This is a genomic window from Dechloromonas denitrificans (assembly GCF_001551835.1).
Taxonomy (GTDB): Bacteria; Pseudomonadota; Gammaproteobacteria; order Burkholderiales; family Rhodocyclaceae; genus Azonexus; species Azonexus denitrificans.
Genome location: NZ_LODL01000005.1, coordinates 295767 through 312805, shown reverse-complemented (window position 1 = coordinate 312805; position 17039 = coordinate 295767). Strand labels below are relative to the sequence as shown.

Annotated in this window: 18 protein-coding genes; 12 read left to right on the top strand and 6 right to left on the bottom strand. The window is 63.2% G+C overall.

Features of this window, described 5'->3' with window-relative positions; genetic code table 11:
• Positions 1 to 97 precede the first annotated feature (97 nt).
• Both bioA and AT959_RS02415 read right to left on the bottom strand, forming a co-directional pair.
• Complete coding sequence (bioA, locus tag AT959_RS02420; protein WP_066880164.1) at positions 98 to 1444, bottom strand: adenosylmethionine--8-amino-7-oxononanoate transaminase; 1347 nt, start codon at positions 1442 to 1444, stop codon at positions 98 to 100.
• An 88-nt stretch (positions 1445 to 1532) separates the two neighbouring features.
• Positions 1533 to 2705 carry a DUF2863 family protein gene (locus AT959_RS02415; protein ID WP_066880163.1) on the bottom strand — a complete coding sequence of 391 codons (1173 nt, stop codon included), beginning with the start codon at positions 2703 to 2705 and terminating at the stop codon, positions 1533 to 1535.
• 211 nt (positions 2706 to 2916) lie between these two features.
• Here AT959_RS02415 and AT959_RS02410 point away from each other — a divergent pair, with 211 nt between their 5' ends.
• The 4 genes from AT959_RS02410 to AT959_RS02395 all read left to right on the top strand — a co-directional run bounded on the left by AT959_RS02410 (position 2917) and on the right by AT959_RS02395 (position 5568).
• Positions 2917 to 3474 (top strand): YbhB/YbcL family Raf kinase inhibitor-like protein, encoded by a 558-nt coding sequence (locus tag AT959_RS02410; RefSeq protein WP_066880162.1) that lies wholly within the window; start codon positions 2917 to 2919, stop codon positions 3472 to 3474.
• A 121-nt stretch (positions 3475 to 3595) separates the two neighbouring features.
• The gene (locus AT959_RS02405) at positions 3596 to 4402 is read left to right on the top strand and encodes an AraC family transcriptional regulator (protein ID WP_066880160.1); all 807 of its coding nucleotides are present in this window, start codon (positions 3596 to 3598) and stop codon (positions 4400 to 4402) included.
• Positions 4403 to 4426: 24 nt separating this feature from the next.
• On the top strand, positions 4427 to 5200 hold the full coding sequence (yaaA, locus tag AT959_RS02400) for a peroxide stress protein YaaA (protein WP_066880158.1): 774 nt from the start codon (positions 4427 to 4429) through the stop codon (positions 5198 to 5200).
• Entirely contained in the window at positions 5197 to 5568 is a 372-nt protein-coding gene (locus AT959_RS02395) for a hypothetical protein (RefSeq protein ID WP_066880155.1), read from the top strand. Before yaaA ends, AT959_RS02395 begins: the two co-directional genes overlap by 4 nt.
• Positions 5569 to 5571: 3 nt before the next feature.
• Here the strand turns inward: AT959_RS02395 and AT959_RS02390 are convergent, their stop codons facing one another.
• Positions 5572 to 5991, bottom strand: coding sequence for a putative toxin-antitoxin system toxin component, PIN family (locus AT959_RS02390; RefSeq protein ID WP_066880153.1), 420 nt, complete (start codon positions 5989 to 5991; stop codon positions 5572 to 5574).
• A gap of 312 nt (positions 5992 to 6303) precedes the next feature.
• Between AT959_RS02390 and AT959_RS02385 the strand changes: the two genes are divergently transcribed.
• The 4 genes from AT959_RS02385 to AT959_RS02370 all read left to right on the top strand — a co-directional run bounded on the left by AT959_RS02385 (position 6304) and on the right by AT959_RS02370 (position 9530).
• Complete coding sequence (locus AT959_RS02385; RefSeq protein ID WP_157651183.1) at positions 6304 to 7239, top strand: hypothetical protein; 936 nt, start codon at positions 6304 to 6306, stop codon at positions 7237 to 7239.
• A 346-nt stretch (positions 7240 to 7585) separates the two neighbouring features.
• Positions 7586 to 8545, top strand: coding sequence for a tRNA dihydrouridine synthase (locus AT959_RS02380; RefSeq protein ID WP_066880149.1), 960 nt, complete (start codon positions 7586 to 7588; stop codon positions 8543 to 8545).
• Positions 8542 to 9219: a tRNA (guanine(46)-N(7))-methyltransferase TrmB gene (gene trmB / locus AT959_RS02375; RefSeq protein ID WP_066880147.1), complete on the top strand. Its 678-nt coding sequence runs from the start codon at positions 8542 to 8544 to the stop codon at positions 9217 to 9219. Before AT959_RS02380 ends, trmB begins: the two co-directional genes overlap by 4 nt.
• Positions 9216 to 9530, top strand: coding sequence for a YkgJ family cysteine cluster protein (locus tag AT959_RS02370; RefSeq protein WP_240481671.1), 315 nt, complete (start codon positions 9216 to 9218; stop codon positions 9528 to 9530). The genes trmB and AT959_RS02370 overlap by 4 nt, the downstream gene beginning before the upstream one ends.
• On the opposite strand, the gene AT959_RS02365 is transcribed toward AT959_RS02370, so the two are convergent.
• Positions 9527 to 10453, bottom strand: coding sequence for a LysR family transcriptional regulator (locus AT959_RS02365; protein ID WP_066880143.1), 927 nt, complete (start codon positions 10451 to 10453; stop codon positions 9527 to 9529). The genes AT959_RS02370 and AT959_RS02365 overlap by 4 nt on opposite strands.
• A gap of 102 nt (positions 10454 to 10555) precedes the next feature.
• On the opposite strand from AT959_RS02365, the gene AT959_RS02360 reads away from it, so the two are divergent.
• Both AT959_RS02360 and AT959_RS02355 read left to right on the top strand, forming a co-directional pair.
• Positions 10556 to 11770: an MFS transporter gene (locus AT959_RS02360; protein ID WP_066880141.1), complete on the top strand. Its 1215-nt coding sequence runs from the start codon at positions 10556 to 10558 to the stop codon at positions 11768 to 11770.
• 30 nt (positions 11771 to 11800) lie between these two features.
• Positions 11801 to 12232 (top strand): PaaI family thioesterase, encoded by a 432-nt coding sequence (locus AT959_RS02355; RefSeq protein ID WP_066880139.1) that lies wholly within the window; start codon positions 11801 to 11803, stop codon positions 12230 to 12232.
• Positions 12233 to 12241: 9 nt separating this feature from the next.
• Here the strand turns inward: AT959_RS02355 and AT959_RS02350 are convergent, their stop codons facing one another.
• Positions 12242 to 12793 (bottom strand): DUF1439 domain-containing protein, encoded by a 552-nt coding sequence (locus tag AT959_RS02350; protein WP_066880137.1) that lies wholly within the window; start codon positions 12791 to 12793, stop codon positions 12242 to 12244.
• A gap of 5 nt (positions 12794 to 12798) precedes the next feature.
• Positions 12799 to 13836 carry a transaldolase gene (gene tal, locus AT959_RS02345; protein ID WP_066880135.1) on the bottom strand — a complete coding sequence of 346 codons (1038 nt, stop codon included), beginning with the start codon at positions 13834 to 13836 and terminating at the stop codon, positions 12799 to 12801.
• Between the two features lie 267 nt (positions 13837 to 14103).
• On the opposite strand from tal, the gene AT959_RS02340 reads away from it, so the two are divergent.
• Together AT959_RS02340 and acnB are read left to right on the top strand one after the other, a co-directional pair.
• The gene (locus AT959_RS02340; RefSeq protein ID WP_066880133.1) at positions 14104 to 14307 is read left to right on the top strand and encodes a tautomerase family protein; all 204 of its coding nucleotides are present in this window, start codon (positions 14104 to 14106) and stop codon (positions 14305 to 14307) included.
• A 444-nt stretch (positions 14308 to 14751) separates the two neighbouring features.
• On the top strand, positions 14752 to 17039 hold a 2288-nt coding region (acnB, locus tag AT959_RS02335), incomplete at its 3' end, for a bifunctional aconitate hydratase 2/2-methylisocitrate dehydratase (RefSeq protein ID WP_066880272.1).

Sequence of the window (17039 nt, the reverse complement as noted above, 5' to 3'; positions counted from 1 at the left end):
GCCGCCGGCTGAAAATGATCGCGGGAGGCTAAAAAATTATTGGCGATGCCGCCGGCTGGCCGGCGAAGGGGCGCCTTCGCTACCGGCCGCCAGAGGTTCAGGTCAGCGCGCTGTCGAGTGCGGCGTGGATGGCCCGGCCGAGGTGCGCAATCTCGTCATCGCTGACGATGTAGGGCGGCATCAGGTAGACCGTGTTGCCGATCGGCCGGATCAGCGCTTCATTGTCGAGCGCGGCGCGGTAGAAGCGGCGGGAGAAATAAGGGTCGGCGGTCGCCACGTCGAAGGCGGCGATCATGCCGCGCTGGCGCAGGTGTTTTACCTGCGGATGGTCGGCGAGCGGGGCGAGGGCGGCGCTGATTTTTGCCGATTTCAGGCGGTTGACCGCAAGGATGTCGTCTTCGGCAAAGATGTCGAGCGTTGCCAGCGCGGCGCGGCAGGCCAGCGGGTTGCCGGTGTAGGAATGCGAGTGCAGGAAGGCACGGGCCACCGAATCGTCGAGGAAGGCGTGGTAGATCGTGTCGCTGCACAGCACGATGGAGAGCGGCAGGTAGCCGCCGGAAATGCCTTTCGACAGGCACATCAGGTCGGGCCTGATTTCTGCCTGCTCGTGGGCGAAGAAAGTGCCGGTGCGGCCGCAGCCGACGGCGATTTCGTCGCAGATCAGGTGCACTTCATACTGGTCGCACAGGGCGCGGGCGAGGCGCAGGTATTCCGGGTCGTACATCGCCATGCCGGCGGCGCCCTGGACCAGCGGCTCGACGATCAGTGCGGCGATGCGCTCGCCATGCTGTGCGAGATGCGCTTCCAACGCAGCGGCAGCGCGGCGGGCGACATCGGCCGGGCTTTCGCCGGCTTCGCCGAGGCGGAAATCGGGTGAGGGCAGGACGTGAGCGGCGGCGCGGACCAGCGGCGCGTAGGCATCCTTGAAGATGGCAACGTCGGTCACCGCCAGCGCGCCGACCGTTTCGCCGTGATAGCTGCCGGCCAGGCAGAGGAATTCCGCCTTCTCCGGGCGGCCGACATTGCGCCAGTAATGAAAGCTCATCTTCAGCGCGATCTCGGTGGCCGAGGCGCCGTCCGAGGCGTAGAAGGCGTGGCCGAGGGCGCCGCCGGTCAACGCGCTCAAGCGCTCGGAAAGCTCGACCACCGGCTGGTGCGTGAAGCCGGCCAGCATGACGTGTTCCAGCGTTTCCAGCTGATCCTTCAAGGCCGCATTGATCCGCGGGTTGGCGTGGCCGAACAGGTTGGTCCACCACGAACTGATGCCGTCGAGATAGCGCCGGCCGTCGAAGTCGTAGAGCCAGGCCCCGCTGCCGCGGGCAATCGGCACCAGCGGCAGGTGGGACGGCGCAGCGGCATCGGCGTGGTGCTGCATCTGCGTGCACGGGTGCCAGACGGCAGCCTGGCTGCGCGCCAGCCAGTCATTGTTGGAGGAGTTGCTCATGGCTTCAGTTGGTCATTCCCGCGCAGGCGGGAATCCAGTTCAATCATCCTGGGTCCCCGCCTGCGCGGGGACGACATTTTCCGGCTCATCAATGCAAAGCTTGCGAGTTGGCGGCGGCCTGTTCCGGCATTTCGGCGTGCACCAGTTCGGCTTCGGCGTTGGGATAGAGCGGGGCGCCGCAGTCGTCGCAGAATTCCATCGGGAAGTGATGGTCGAGGAAGAGGACGTCCTTGACGCCGGCTTCGCGCAGTACGGTTTCGATCTCGCCGGCGGCGTCGGTCGCTTCGTCTTCGGCGCCGAGCAGCGGCCAGACGATGCCGTGGTAGGTCTCGCCACCTTCTTTCGGGCCGAGGCCGACGCGGTATTCCTCCATCCGGCGGTCGTAGCACGGGCCGACGACGGCGCGGATGTCGGCCGGCAGCAGGCCGAGCATGGTCTGCAGGAAGGCGACCGAAGCTTTCAGCGAATAGGGCCGCGACAGGCGGTCGGCGTTGCGGCAGCCAGCGTGGTAGGCGTCCGGCAGCAGCGGTTGCCAAGCGCAGCCGGTGAGCAGCGCTTCCAGGTTGGGGCTGCCCTGCTTGATCCATTCCTTGAGCGAATTTTCCTTGCTGCCATCCTTTTCGTTCCAGCGGAACAGCGGCTTGCCGCGCGGCACGGCCACGCTGCCGACCAGGTAGCGAACGTCGGACAGGAAACGGTTGGTTTCGGCCATGCCGGTGGTGTCGACCGCCAGGGCCTGGCCGGCCAGTGTGGCCTGGCCGAGGGCCTGGGTCAGTTGCCAGGTGTCGCAGAAGCTGCGCGGCAACTGGTCCGGGCTGAACAGGAAGTCGGCCAGCGCGACGCGGCTGTCGGCACCGAAAACGTGGGCGCCGAGATGCACGGTCAGCGCCTCGACGGTGCTTTTCGGCAAGGCGGCGGCGGGAATCGAGAAGCGCGACCAGGCCAGCACCGGTGCGGCAAAGAGCTGGATGTCGAATTCCTGGCCGTTGAAGTCCATGCGGCTGGTTTCGGCACGCGATTCGACCATGTCGGCCAGTTCGTCGTGGGCGCGCGGGTTGCCTTCGAACAGGCGGTCGAGGGCGGTGTTGATGTCGTCTTCGGCGCCGTTCTTGAGCAGGCTGTCGACGGTTTCGGCCAGCTGGCTTTCCCAGTAGCTGTCTTCCAGTTTGCCGCCGGATTCGGAGAGGCCGGTGGCCAGGCGCTGGAGTTCAGCAGCATCGCGGGAAAGGCGGTCGCGCGCGCCGAAGCGGGTTCGTTTCATGGGTGTTCCAGAAGATACAAAGAGAGAATTTTACCAGCCGGCCGCCCGATTCGCCGCGCAGCCTGTCGGGCGAAGGCGATTCAGCCGTTGCCTAGCGCTGATGGGTGAAAACTTTGAGCGGATTCCGACAATGCTTGAGCGTCCGGCAACAGCAGCCCGGGGCGCCGGCCGGCACACTGGCCGCTGTCCAAACCACGCACGGAGAAGCAAGATGAACTTGAATTTCAACCGCAAGATATTCAGCCGAAAAACTGTCGGCCTGCTGGCCACCCTGGCACTGGCCGCGGGGTTCGCCCAGGCTGCCGAGTTCAAGGTGGAAAGCGTCAGCCAGCAAGATGGCCGCCTGCTCAATGCTCAGTTTGCCAATGGCATGGGCTGCCAGGGCGGCAACCAGTCGCCGCAAGTCAAATGGTCGGGCGCGCCGGCCGGCACCCGGAGTTTCGTCGTCACCATGTACGACCCCGACGCGCCGACCGGTTCCGGCTGGTGGCACTGGGTGACGGCGAATATTCCGGCCAGCGTCAGCGAATTGCCGGCCGGCGGCAAGCTGCCGGCCGGCGCGCTGGCGATCAATAACGACGCCGGCCAGCCGGGCTATGGCGGCGCCTGCCCGCCGCTCGGCCAGAATCACCGCTATGTGATTACCGTGCATGCGCTGAAGGTGGAAAAGCTGGACCTGCCGCCTAATGCGACGCCGGCCCTGGTCGGCTTCATGAGCTGGGCGCATGGCCTGGGCAAGGCCAGCCTGACCTTGATGGGCAGCCGCTGAGCGATGGGGCGCGACGGCCGCGGGCCGTTATCATGAGGCCTGCGGTCGACTGCCTGGAAAGGGCAAAAATGATCGCCATCCTCGTCGATCTTGGCGCATTGCAAACTTGAACAGGACAAGCATGGAACCGCGCATCATTCACCGGCCCGGGGTCGGCACCACGGCCGGCGTGTTGCAGAAGCAGGAACTGGAATTCAAGCGCCTGTTCATCGACCAGCCGGTGCTGATCGTCGTCGAGCGCGGCAGCAAGGCGCTGCGCTGGGCACAGGGCGAATACATCATCCGTGCCGGCGAGGCGATTGCCATTGCCGGCGGCCAGACGGTGGATATCATCAACCGGCCGGCGGCGGATGGCAGTTACCGCGCTTTCTGGCTGGTCTGGGATGCCGCCCTGATCGCCGCCCATGCCCTGGCCCACCCCGCCCAGCCGGTGATCCGCCATGCCTGGCCGCTGCCCGGCCAGCCCGGTGAATTCATGGCCGCCTTTCGGCGCGCGGTCGATGCTGTCGAGGACGAGGCGATGCCGGCCGACATCGCCCGTCATCGGGCCAGCGAAATGTTGCTGTGGATCGGCGCCCAGGGTGGCAAATTTGCCCCGGCCGAGGCGTTGACCGTAGGCATCAAGGTGCGCCGGCTGATCGGCAGCGACCTGGCTCGTGACTGGAGCGCCGCCGCCATCGCCTCGGCGCTGGCGATGAGCGAAGCGACGCTGCGCCGCCGACTGGCCGACGAGGACACCAGCCTGTCGGAAATCCTGCTCGATGCCCGCATGTCGTTCGCCCTCAACCTGCTGCAATGCAGCGCCCAGCCGGTGACGCAGATTGCCTACCACGTCGGCTACCAGTCGCCGTCGCACTTCGCCGTGCGTTTTCGCCAGCGCTTCGGTTTCTCGCCGAGCGCCATCCGCCAGGGCGCGCTGCGGGCCTGAAAGCCTTCCGGTAAAATCGCCGGCATGCTGATCTTCCTCTCCCCCGCCAAGTCGCTCGACTACAAGACGCCGCCGCACGTCGCGATGCACACGCTGCCGGCCTATCTGAAACAATCCGAAGCGCTGATCAAGCAGTTGCGCAAGCTGTCGCCGGCCGACATCGCCCAACTGATGGATCTCTCCGATCCGCTCGCCGTGCTCAACTTCAACCGCTACGCCGAGTGGTCGCTGCCCTTCACGCCGGACAATGCCAAGCAGGCGGCGCTCGCCTTCGACGGCGATGTCTATGATGGCCTGGGTGCCCGGACGCTGGCCGCCGACGACCTCGATTTCGCCCAGCGGCAGGTGCGCATCCTGTCCGGCCTCTACGGCATCCTGAAACCGCTCGACCTGATCCAGCCCTACCGGCTGGAAATGGGTACCAAGTTCGCCAACAAGGCCGGCAAGGATCTCTACGCCTTCTGGGGCGAGACCCTGCTCACGGCGATCAATGCCGAACTGGCCGAAATGCCGCGCCCGGTCGCGGTCAACCTGGCTTCCGAGGAATATTTCAAGGCGGCGGTCGGCCGCAAGCTCAACGGCCAGTTGATCCAGCCGGTGTTCGAGGACTGGAAGAACGGCAAGTACAAGATCATCAGCTTCTACGCCAAGCGGGCGCGCGGTCTGATGACGCGCTACGCCGTGCTGAACCGCCTGCGCGAGCCGGAAGGGCTGAAGGATTTCGACGTCGACGGCTACGCCTTCGCGCCGGAAGTTTCGGATGAGCAGCGCTGGGTTTTCCGCCGGCGCGAAGCATGAACGAGTTTCCAGAACGGCCATCGATCAGCGAGCGCGGGACGCGGGTGGCGCTGATCTTCGCGCTCGCCGCCGAACGCCTGTCGGCTTTCTACGAGCATGGCCAGTGGCTGACCGAGGCGCAAGGGGCGAGTCTGGCCGCCGACTGGCTGACGCGCTCGAAACGCAGCCTGCCGCTCAACGAACGCCGCCAGCTTTCCGGCTTGAGCGATCAACTGGCGCGGCAGATCGCCGGCACCCTGTCGCGCGAAGCGGGGATGTACACGGCGCATGAAATGATGGAAGCGCTTGATCCGCGCTATCACTCGGAACTGGCCGACTCGATGCTGGTCGAGTGCGAACGGCTGCTCGACGGCGCCGCCGCCGACTGAGCTTCAGCCGGCGAGCAGGGCCGAGGCGGCGGCCGGTTTCATGATCTGGAAAGTCAGCGTCGTCCGGCCGCGCAGCCGGAGCAGCGCCTTGTCCTTGCTGACCAGCACATTCGCGGCACAGCGGGCGGCCAGTTCGAGGAACTTCTGGTCGTCGCGGTCCTTGCAACGCGGCAGGTGCGGCGCCTCGCCGGGCGGCACCAACTGGATCAGACCGCTGTAGCGGGCATAGCGCTCGCTGATCATGTCCGGCGTCATTTTAAGTTGCGGGTAGGTCAGCACCCGCTGCAACTCGTCGAGCGTGCGCTCGTCGGCAAAGCATTCGATCTGCCCGGCTTCGAGCGCGGCCATGATCGGCACGGCATCGGTATTGGCCCAGTGGAAGAGATCGAGGACGACGTTGGTATCGAGAACAAAACGCAGCATGGTGCGGATTATAGATCAAAGACCATCAAAACATAAAAATTGCAAATATAACTTGTTGATTTGTATATTTTTGTGTCTTCCCTGCTTTGTTGTTTTCAGGGGTTAAAAAACAACATGGGCCATTCGTTAGAGACATGCTTGAACAGTGAAATTGCAGAGGTGGCAATGGAGCAGAAATGCCGCCATTCGAATCAAAAATGGCGATGAGTACAAGCGGCCATGAGCGCTCATTGGTCTAATTATCCGAAAGCTGCCATCCGTAGCACGGTCCAGATTGAAGCGATAATAAACATTTTCATGGCAGGAGACGGCATGAGCGGAACTGCAGGCACGGCTGATCAGTCTGGGCGAGAGCTTCGGGTATTTGTGGCGAACTGCCTGATGGGTGGGGATGAAATTACGCGAAACGGCAACAACTGGATTCGTGATCGGGTCGTGTTCAACTGTGGAGACCGACGCTTTCTGTTTCGCCAAAAACCAGAGATCGTTAACAATCAGCTATTGCAGTTAAAAGACCGCTTTGCGGAAACGACGGAGGTTGTTGTTACAGACGTAGCGGTAAGTGATCTACAAGATGTTCTGGCCGTGATTGACCGTATTTGTTGGCTTTTGTCTTTTGTCGGCACATGCCGAGTCATCCGATTCGGATATGAATACCCCAACGGTTCCGGGTTGGTCAGCCAACAATCCGTATCTGGTATCGGGCGGCTTTCCAGGCCTGTGCTTGATATTCGTGATGGCAAACGCGTCAAGTCACTGGTTGAGCAAACTTATGACAAATACACTCAGCTTGCACAAGTCCGTAAACTGCCGATTGTGATTGATTACCTTGCACAAGCAGAGGTGCCCTCACAAGTGATAGAAGTCAAGGCTGTATTGGCGTTTGTCGCGCTGGAGTGCCTGAAGCATACATTTGCAGTTGAAAAGGGCATCCGGTACGAAAAAGGCGCTTTCCGCAAGCCGACATGGGTGCCGAGTGGAAAGAACAAGAAAAGTGATACGTACACATTCAAGGAGCTGGTTGGGATGATGCTAGGTAGCGTCAATATGAGTCACAACCTTGATGCTTCGTACCGGCTGAGGAACGAACTAATCCACTCTGGTTTTTCCAGCGAGTCCTTCAACCGTCGGCGTGAACTGTATGAAGACGTATACGACCTTATTCGTGAATATATGCTGAGATTGCTTGGCTACCGAGGCCGCTTTGCGCTGTATTCAAACCCGATGGGTGATACAGCGGAGATTTAATAGGGGATTGCTGAGATTCCCGAAACTCCGTCGATTTGGGCTACACACCCTATTGAACGTCTGCTTTTCAATGTCAGAACGGCAGTTTTGGGTCGCGAACTGCCGATGCCAGTCAGAAACTGATCGTCTGTTAATACTGCCAATGCAAGCTTAGCCTACCCACATCAATTTCGTTCTTCGTATTGATTGCATTTCAAAACGAGTCGAGTTTTGAAATCGTAGAATTCAGGCTGATGCCTAAAACATATTAAAAATTAAACAGTTAGGTGGCTTTCGGTTTTTGTTTTTGGTGGCTGCGCAGCTTATAATGCGCGGCTCTTCAGCGCCTTGTCCGGAATTCCCGTAAATGCCCCGTATTCTTCTCGCCCCGATGGAGGGGCTCGCCGACAATCTGTTGCGCGGCGTGCTGACCGGCATTGGTGGCTACGACTGGGGCATCTGCGAATTTGTCCGGGTTTCCAACAGCCTGCTGCCGGTCAAGACCTACGAGCGGATCTGCCCGGAGTTGCTGACTGACAGCAAGACGGCAGCCGGGACGCCGATGCGCGTCCAGTTGCTCGGTTCCGACCCGCATTTCATGGCCGAGAACGCGCGCCGCCTGGTGACGCTGAACCCGGCCGGCGTGGACATCAATTTCGGCTGCCCGGCGCCGACCGTTTTCCGCCATCGCGGCGGTTCGGCGCTGCTCGGCGAGCCGGAACTGCTGCATGAGATCGTCAGCGCCGTGCGGGCGGTGGTGCCGGTCGACATCCCGTTTACGGCAAAAATGCGCCTCGGCATCGAGGACACCAGTCGCGCCGTCGACTGCGCGCTGGCCTTGCAGGCAGGCGGCGTCGATGAACTGATCGTGCATGGCCGGACCAAGGTCGACGGCTACCGGCCGCCGGCGCGCTGGGAATGGATCGACAAGGTGCGGGCGGCGGTGAATATTCCGCTGATCGCCAATGGCGAGGTGTGGACGGCCGAGGATTTCCGCAATTGCCAGCAGGTTTCCGGCTGCGCCGACATCATGCTCGGCCGCGGCGTCATCGCTGATCCGCTGCTGCCGCGCAAGGTGCGCGGCGAGGAAACCGGCGGCTGGGCCGAGGTGGCGCCGGGTGTCGCCGCCTACTGGCTCGGTGTCCGCCAGAAAGTCGTGCCGGACCATGCCGGCGGCCGCGTCAAGCAATGGCTGGCCTTGTTGCGCCGCACTTACCCGGAAGCCGAAGTGCTCTACCAGACCCTGCGCCCGATCAAGACGGCCGAGGGGATCGATGCGGCGCTGCTCGCCGCCGGTGTGCTGCAGGAAAGGCCGGTGCTGCAATGAGCACCGCCCACGACGGCAATTCGCGTTTCATCTCCAGCGCCCAGGACGGGCCGCACCGCGACCTGGAGGAACTCGTCCGCCGCCACATGGCGCACCCGTTCCGCAAGCCGATCCTCGATTACAACCGGGAGGCCTTCGCCGCCGCCATGGCTGCCCGCGCCGCCTGGCAGCCGGATGCGCCGCTGATCCTCGACGCCGGCTGCGGCGTCGGCTGGAGCACGCTGCGGCTGGCCGAGCAGTTTCCCGATCATTTCGTGTTCGGCGTCGATCAGTCGAGCGACCGCATCGGGCGCGGCAAGCCGATGGCGCTGCCGGCCAATGCCGTGCTGATCCGCGCCGATCTGGTCGATTTCTGGCGCCTGCTCGCCGAGCACGGCGTGCGGCTGGCCCGCCATTACAACCTCTACCCGAACCCGTGGCCGAAGATCGGCCACCTGGCCCGGCGCTGGCAGGGGCATGCGGTGTTTCCGGTCTGGCGCGAACTGGGGGGCAAACTGGAATGCCGCAGCAACTGGCGGATCTACATCGAGGAAATGGCGCAGGCGCTGAGCCTGCTCACCGGTCAGACGGTCGCCGCCGAGCCATGGGCAACGGACGATCCGATGACGCCTTTCGAGAAGAAATACCTCGCTTCCGGCCATCAGCTATGGCGCTGCCGGGTCAGCCTGCCGTGAGTCCCTGCCAGTCCTGCGGCGCCTGCTGCGTCAGTTTTCGCGTCGATTTTCACCCGGCCGAGCTGGCCGGCGGCGCCTTCGCCTGGGGGCCAGGCGTGCTGCCGGCGATGACGGTGCCGGTCACCGCCAACATCGTCCGCATGGCGGGCACCGATGCCAGCCCGCCGCGCTGCGTGGCGCTGGCCGGCGAAATCGGCAGCGCCGTGAAATGCACGATTTACGACGGTCGACCGTCGCCCTGCCGCGAATTCGATACCGAGCATGCCGCCTGCAACCGGGCTCGGCAGCGCTGCGGCCTGCCGCCGCTTTAGGAACTGGCCGCGCTTTCCCAGGGCGGAGCGGGCTGGAACAGACTGGCCAGTTCGTCGAGCAAGACCCTCACTTTCGGCACGCGGACCCGGCTCGGCGTATAGCAGGCGTAAAGGTGGCGGCCGAAGCTGCTCATCGGCTCGAAATCGTCGAATAGCGTCTTGAGCCGGCCGGCGGCGATTTCCGGGCCGCACAGGTAGGTCGGCAGCAGCGCGATACCATGCCCGGCCAGCGTGGCGTCGAGAATGCAATCGACGTTGTTGAAACGGATCTTGCTGTCGATCGGAATGCGGATTTCATCACCGTTGCGGTCGAGCAGCTGCCATTCGCGACCGTCTTCGAGTTGCAGGAAGTTGAAGCACTGGTGATGGGCGAGTTCGTGCGGCGTCTTCGGCTCGCCATGCGCCGCGAAGTAGGCCGGCGTCGCGCAGATCACCCGTTTCATGTGCGCCAGCTTGCGCGCCACGGCGTCCTGCGGCGGGCTCTTGGTCAGGCGCAGGGCGAGGTCGATGTTGTCTTCGAGCAGATCGACCAGGGCATCGGTCAGCACCAGTTCGCAGGTCAGTTCCGGGTATTTGGCGACGATTTTCGGCAAGAGCGGGGCAATGTACAGCCGGCCGAAGGTGATCGAGGCGCTGATGCGCAGCACGCCGTGCGGCGCGTCGCCCAGGTTGCGGACGGCAACTTCGGTGCTGTGGATGGCCTCCAGGGCGCGCAGCGCGTGCTGGTGGAAGATTTCGCCGGAGGGCGTCAGGCTCAGCTTGCGGGTCGAGCGTTCGAACAGGCGGACGCCGAAACTCTGTTCCAGTTCGGCCACCTGCTTGCTGATCTGGGCGCGCGAGCAGTCCAGCCGGCGTGCCGCCGCGGCCATGCTGCCGCTTTCGACGACCTTGATGAAGGCGTCCCAACTATTGAGCCATTGCATATTGTCAATGATCCGTTGACGTAGTGGGCCGAATTATCGGCTTTTTGCCAACGGATTTGCTAACTATAGTGTGGGCTCAAACAAGACTTCTGGAATAAGCATATGTTGCGTTCATTGAATCGCCCCGACATCCTGATCGTCACGCTGGCCGCCGCCGGCATCCTGATGGTCACCATGGGCGCCCGTCAGTCGCTGGGCCTGTTCATCGCGCCGATCGACGCCAGTACCGGCCTCGGCATTGCCAGCATCAGCCTGGCGCTGGCCGTCGGCCAATTCACCTGGGGCGCGATCCAGCCGGTGGCCGGCGCCGTGGCCGACCGTTACGGACCGCGCGCCGTGCTGATCGGCGGTCTGGTCGTCCTGGCCCTCGGTTGCGCCATCACCCCCTTCATGGGCACCGGTTTCGGCCTGGTCGTTTCACTCGGTCTGCTTTCGGCCATCGGGTCGGGGGCGGGCAGCTTTTCGGTGCTGATCGGTGCCGCCGCCCAGCGCCTGCCGCTCGAAGCGCGCGGTTCGGCGTCCGGCGTCATCAATGCCGGCGGCTCCTTCGGCCAGTTCGTTTTTGCCCCGATCCTGCAGAAACTGATCCAGGGCATCGGCTGGATGGGCGCCATGTGGGCGATGGCCCTGATGACGTTGGCCGCCTTGCCGCTGATTGGCAAGCTGACCCGGCCGGTGGAAGGGCACGTCCCGCACACGCATGAAGAAGGCGGCCTGAAGCGGGCGGTCGGTACGGCGATGAAAGACCCGAGCTACCTGCTGCTGCATGCCGGCTTCTTTACCTGCGGCTTCCATATCGCTTTCCTGGTCACGCACCTGCCGGGCGAAGTCAATCTGTGCGGGTTGCCGCCGGCGGTCGCCAGCTGGTCGCTGGCCATCATCGGGCTGGCCAATATTTTCGGCAGCCTGTACGCCGGTTCCTGCGTCGCCAAATACCGCAGCAAGTACGTGCTGGCCGCGATGTATGCCTCGCGCGCCGTGCTGATTGCCCTCTACCTGATGGCGCCGCGTACCGAACTGACCTTCTACCTGTTCGCCGCCGGCCTCGGCTTCACCTGGCTGGCCACCGTGCCGCCGACCGCGGCCATCGTCGGCAAGCTGTTCGGCATCCGCTATCTGGCCACTCTGTTCGGCCTGACCCTGCTCAGCCACCAGATCGGCGGCTTCCTCGGCGCCTACCTGGGCGGGCTGGTGATTACCCAGTTCGGCGACTTCGGCTGGATGTGGTACGCCGACATGGCGCTGGCCCTGGCGGCAGCGATCGTCAATCTGCCGATCCGCGAAGCGCCGATCGCGCCGAAACTGGCGATGGCCTGAATAGAACACACCATAAAAGGAGAACAGTAAATGACGACACTACGTAGCGATGTTTCCATTGCCGAACTGAACGAGCGCGGCCTGGAATACCTGCCGGGCTATCTCGGTATCCAGATTCTCAGCCTGGCACCGAATACGGTGAGCAGCCGGATGCCGGTCAAGAAGCTGCATTTCGCCCCGAACGACTTCCTGCATGCGGCAAGTGTCGTCGCGCTGGCCGATACGACCTGCGGCTACGCGACCATCGCCCATCTGCCGGACGGCGCGCAGTCCTTCACCACCATTGAACTGAAAAGCAACCATCTCGGCACGGTCAAGGAGGGCAGCATCGCCTGCGTGGCGACGGCGCAGCATCTCGGGCGCAATACGCAGGTCTGGGATGCGGTGGTCACCGACGAGGCGAACGGGCGGAAGATCGCGCTCTTCCGCTGCACGCAGATGATTCTCTGGCCGAAGGGCTGAGTTCCGGCTTCAGGACGGCGACAGCGTCGCCACGACGCGGCCGGGTTCGATGCGGATGCTGCGCAGCAGCCAGCGGGCGGCGATTTCTTCGGCACTGCCGTCCTCGCGCAGCACATAGACCGGCTTGCTGCGGAAATAGCTGGCGATCAGCGCGTTGACCGCCTGCTTGGCGCCCGGTGCCGCCTCGCGCGGAATGGCCTGCGATTCGATGCTGTGGGCGACCGGGTTTTCCAGGAAGAAGGCCTTGCGCTGGTCGTCGTAGCGGACCCCGGCCGTCCCGGTGACCTCGACCGGCACGGCGCTGCCGCCGAGCAGCGCGATGTACAGGCGGGCGGCGATGCCGACCTTGCCTTCCGGGTTGCCCAGCGTGATCCGCGGTGCTTCGCGCAGCGTCACGGTCATCCAGCCGCCGTAGTTTTGCGATTGCTGCCCGTTCTTGAGCAGCGAATTCTGGATTTCCGTTTCCGAAAAGACCACCTCCCGGTCGAACAGGGCAGCGCCGACGCTGCCGGCCAGGGCCAGGCCGGCGATCAGCAGCAGCGCAAAGCGGCTCGTTTTCATGCCGACTACTGCACCAGTTCCAGCAACTTGGCGAAGGCCTCGGCGAATTGCTTGAGGCCGGCCTGCTGCAATTCTTCGCCGACGGCATCGAGGTCGATGCCTAGCGCGGCGAGGGCGGCCAGTTGCGCCTGTGCTGACTCCAACTGGCGGCCCAGCGTGGCGGCCGCTTCGCCGTGGTCGCGGAAGGCGGTGAGGGTGACGTCGGGCACGGTATTGACGGTGCCGGCGCCGATCAGTTCCTCGACGTAAATCACATCGCGGTAGGCCGGGTTCTTGGTCGAGGTCGAGGCCCAGAGCAGCATTTGTTGCCGGGCGCCGCCGGGCAGGGCGGCGGACTGCTGCCAGCGGGCGTATTCGTTGCGGGCGAAGGCGATCGCCGTCTTGCCCTGTAATTCGGCCGGCAGCCTGGGGTCGAGCAGGCTGTCGAGGCGGCTGATGAAGACGCTGGCCACCGAAGCGATGCGGTCGACCGGCTGGCCGGCGGCAAAACGGCGCTCGATGCCGGCCCGATAGGCGGCCTGGACGCCGGCCAGTTGGGCCGGCCCGAAGATCAGCGTGACATTGACGTTGATGCCTTCGGCGATGGCGTCGGCAATCGCCGTCAGGCCGGCCGTCGTCGCCGGGATCTTGATCATCGCGTTCGGCCGGTCGATTTCCTGCCACAGCCGGCGGGCGGCGGCCAGCGTGCCGGCTGCGTCGTCGGCCAGTTCCGGCGCCACTTCGAAACTGACGAAGCCGGCCCGGCCTTGGCTGGCGGTATGGAGCGGTGCGAATAATTCGCAGGCCCGACGGATATCGGGCAGGACGAGCGTTTCGAAGCGTTTTTCCGGGTCGACCGCAGCGCTCTTCAGGCGGGCGGCTTCGGCCTGGTAGCCGGGGTCGCTACGAATCGCGTTGTAGAAGATGGCCGGGTTGGAAGTGACGCCAGCGATGGCGTCGTCGGCAATCCAGCCGGCAAGTTCGCCGGAATCGAGCAACTGGCGGGTCAGGTTGTCCAGCCAGATCTGCTGGCCGAGCGGGGCGATGGCTTTGATGCGGGACATGCGCGTGGGTCCGTTAGCTAAAAACGTCAGTCTAGCAGCGCACTTTCATAAATTCTATTTATCCCCGTTTTGGTCGGGTAAGTCTGTGGATAAGCTCGGGATGGTTTCGCTAATCCATTGTCCGGCAAGGAAAAAGAGGCAGTGCCCAAAAAATGGGCGACTGTCGCTTGGTTATCGCTTATTCAGATCGAAGCTATCGCCACAATGCAATTTTCCCGCCGCGGCCTTTGCGGTACGCTGCCTGTTTTTAGAGATCAGGAGAGCGCGATGCCTTACGTCAATATCAAGATCACCCGCGAAGGGGCGACGACCGAGCAGAAGGCTGAACTGATCCACGGCGTCACCGAACTGCTGCGCACGGTGCTTGGCAAGAATCCGCAAACCACGGTCGTCGTCATCGATGAAGTGGAGACCGACAACTGGGGGATTGGTGGCGAAAGCGTCACCCTCCGCCGCCAGCGCGGGCAGTAGTTTCAAGCGGCACGGCGCTGTGTATAAGCAGCGTTTATCCACTTTTTCATTGGGTAAGTCTGTGGATAAGCGCTGGATAGATTCGCCAAGTCATTGATGGTGCAGCGTTTGTGGGTGTGTGCTCAAGAATTGGGCAGATTCGCTGTTCTGAGGATAGATAATTTTTATCCCCGTTTTAGTCGGGTAAGTCTGTGGATAAGCTCTGGGCAAGCGGGCTAATCCATTGATCTGGCAGGCCTTTCTATGCTTTGCGCAAATTTTGAGCAGTCGACCGTTGGGGTCTGGCGCCAGCGCATGCCGCACTTAGCAAAAGCGGTGAGATAACATATAATATATAAGACTTGCGGGCCGGCCTTGGGAAGCAACATGCCGAACCATTCGGCCGTCGCCATTGTCGTAAAATATTCGTTTTCCCAGAGCAACCCTTTACGAAAGGAAGTCGCCGTGCTTGAAGCCTATCGCGCCCACGTAGCAGAGCGTGCAGCCCTCGGTATCCCGCCGCTGCCCCTGTCCAAGCAACAGACCACCGAACTGGTCGGCCTGCTGAAGAATCCGCCGAAGGGCGAAGAAGCCGCTCTGGTCGAGCTGATCACCTACCGCGTGCCGGCTGGTGTGGATGACGCCGCCAAGGTCAAGGCCGAGTTCCTGGCCAAGGTCGCCAAGGGCGAAGAAGCCTGTGCCCTGATTTCCAAGGAAAAAGCCACCGAATTGCTCGGCACCATGCTCGGCGGTTACAACGTCAAGCCGCTGATCGACCTGCTCGCCTGCCCGACTTGCGGCGCCGTGGCCGCCGAAGGCCTCAAGAAGACCCTGCTGGTGTTCGACTTCTTCCACGATGTCGCCGAGCTGGCCAAGGCCGGCAACGCCAATGCCAAGAACGTCATCCAGTCCTGGGCTGATGGCGAATGGTTCACCTCGCGTCCGGAAGTTCCGGCTTCGCAGAAGCTGACCGTCTTCAAGGTCACCGGCGAAACCAATACCGACGACCTGTCGCCGGCACCGGATGCCTGGTCGCGTCCTGACATCCCGCTGCACGCCCTGGCCATGCTGAAGAACCCGCGTCCGGGCATCGAAGCCGACGAACCGGGCTCGCGCGGCCCGATCAAGCAACTCGAAGCGCTGGCCAAGAAGGGCAACCTGATCGCCTACGTCGGCGACGTGGTCGGTACCGGTTCTTCCCGCAAGTCCGCCACCAACTCGGTGCTGTGGTTCACCGGTGAAGACATTCCTTTCGTCCCGAACAAGCGTTTCGGTGGCGTCTGCCTCGGCTCCAAGATCGCCCCGATCTTCTTCAACACCATGGAAGATGCCGGTGCGCTGCCGATCGAACTCGATTGCGGCCAGATGGACATGGGCGACGAGATCGAACTGCGGGTCGATGCCGCTACCGCCAAGGTCACCGCGCTGAAGAACGGCACCGTGATCGCCGAATCGCAGCTGAAGACTGCCGTGATCATGGACGAAGTCCGTGCCGGCGGCCGTATCCCCCTGATCATCGGTCGCGGTCTGACCACCAAGGCGCGCGAATTCCTCGGCCTGCCGCAATCCACGCTGTTCCGCCTGCCGCAGAACCCGGCCGACGACGGCAAGGGCTACTCGCTGGCCCAGAAGATGGTCGGCAAGGCCTGCGGCGTGACCGGCATCCTGCCGGGCACCTACTGCGAGCCGAAGATGACCACCGTCGGTTCGCAAGACACCACCGGCCCGATGACCCGCGACGAACTGAAAGACCTGGCCTGCCTCGGCTTCTCCGCCGATCTGGTCATGCAGTCCTTCTGCCATACCGCCGCTTATCCGAAGCTGGTCGACGTCAAGATGCACCGCGAACTGCCGTCCTTCATCTCGACCCGTGGCGGCGTTTCGCTGCGTCCGGGCGACGGCGTCATCCACTCCTGGCTGAACCGCCTGCTGCTGCCGGATACCGTCGGTACCGGCGGTGACTCGCACACCCGTTTCCCGATCGGCATCTCCTTCCCGGCCGGTTCCGGTCTGGTCGCCTTTGCCGCCGCCACCGGCGTCATGCCGCTCGACATGCCGGAATCCGTACTGGTTCGCTTCAAGGGCAAGATGCAGGACGGCATCACCCTGCGCGACCTGGTTAACGCCATTCCGCTGTACGCCATCAAGGCTGGCCTGCTGACTGTCGAGAAGAAGGGCAAGAAGAATGTCTTCTCCGGCCGCATCCTCGAAATCGAAGGTCTGCCGGATCTCAAGGTTGAACAGGCTTTCGAACTGTCCGACGCCGCCGCCGAGCGTTCCGCCGCTGCCTGTGCGATCGCCCTGAACAAGGAACCGATCGTCGAGTACATGCGTTCGAACATCACCCTGATGAAGTGGATGATCGCCGAAGGCTACGCCGATGCCCGCACCCTGAAGCGCCGCATCAACGCCATGGAAGACTGGATCGCCAACGGCACGCTGCTCAAGGCTGACGCCAACGCCCAGTACGCTGCGGTCATCGAAATCGACCTGGCCGAAGTCACCGAGCCGATCCTGGCCTGCCCGAACGATCCGGACGACGTCAAAGTGCTGTCCGAAGTCGCCGGCGCCAAGATCGACGAAGTCTTCATCGGCTCCTGCATGACCAACATCGGCCACTTCCGTGCCGCCGGTAAGGTCCTCGAAGGCAAGTCCGACATCCCGACCCGTCTGTGGATCGCTCCGCCGACCAAGATGGATGCGCTGATCCTGACCGAAGAAGGCTACTACGGCGTTCTCGGCAAGTCCGGCGC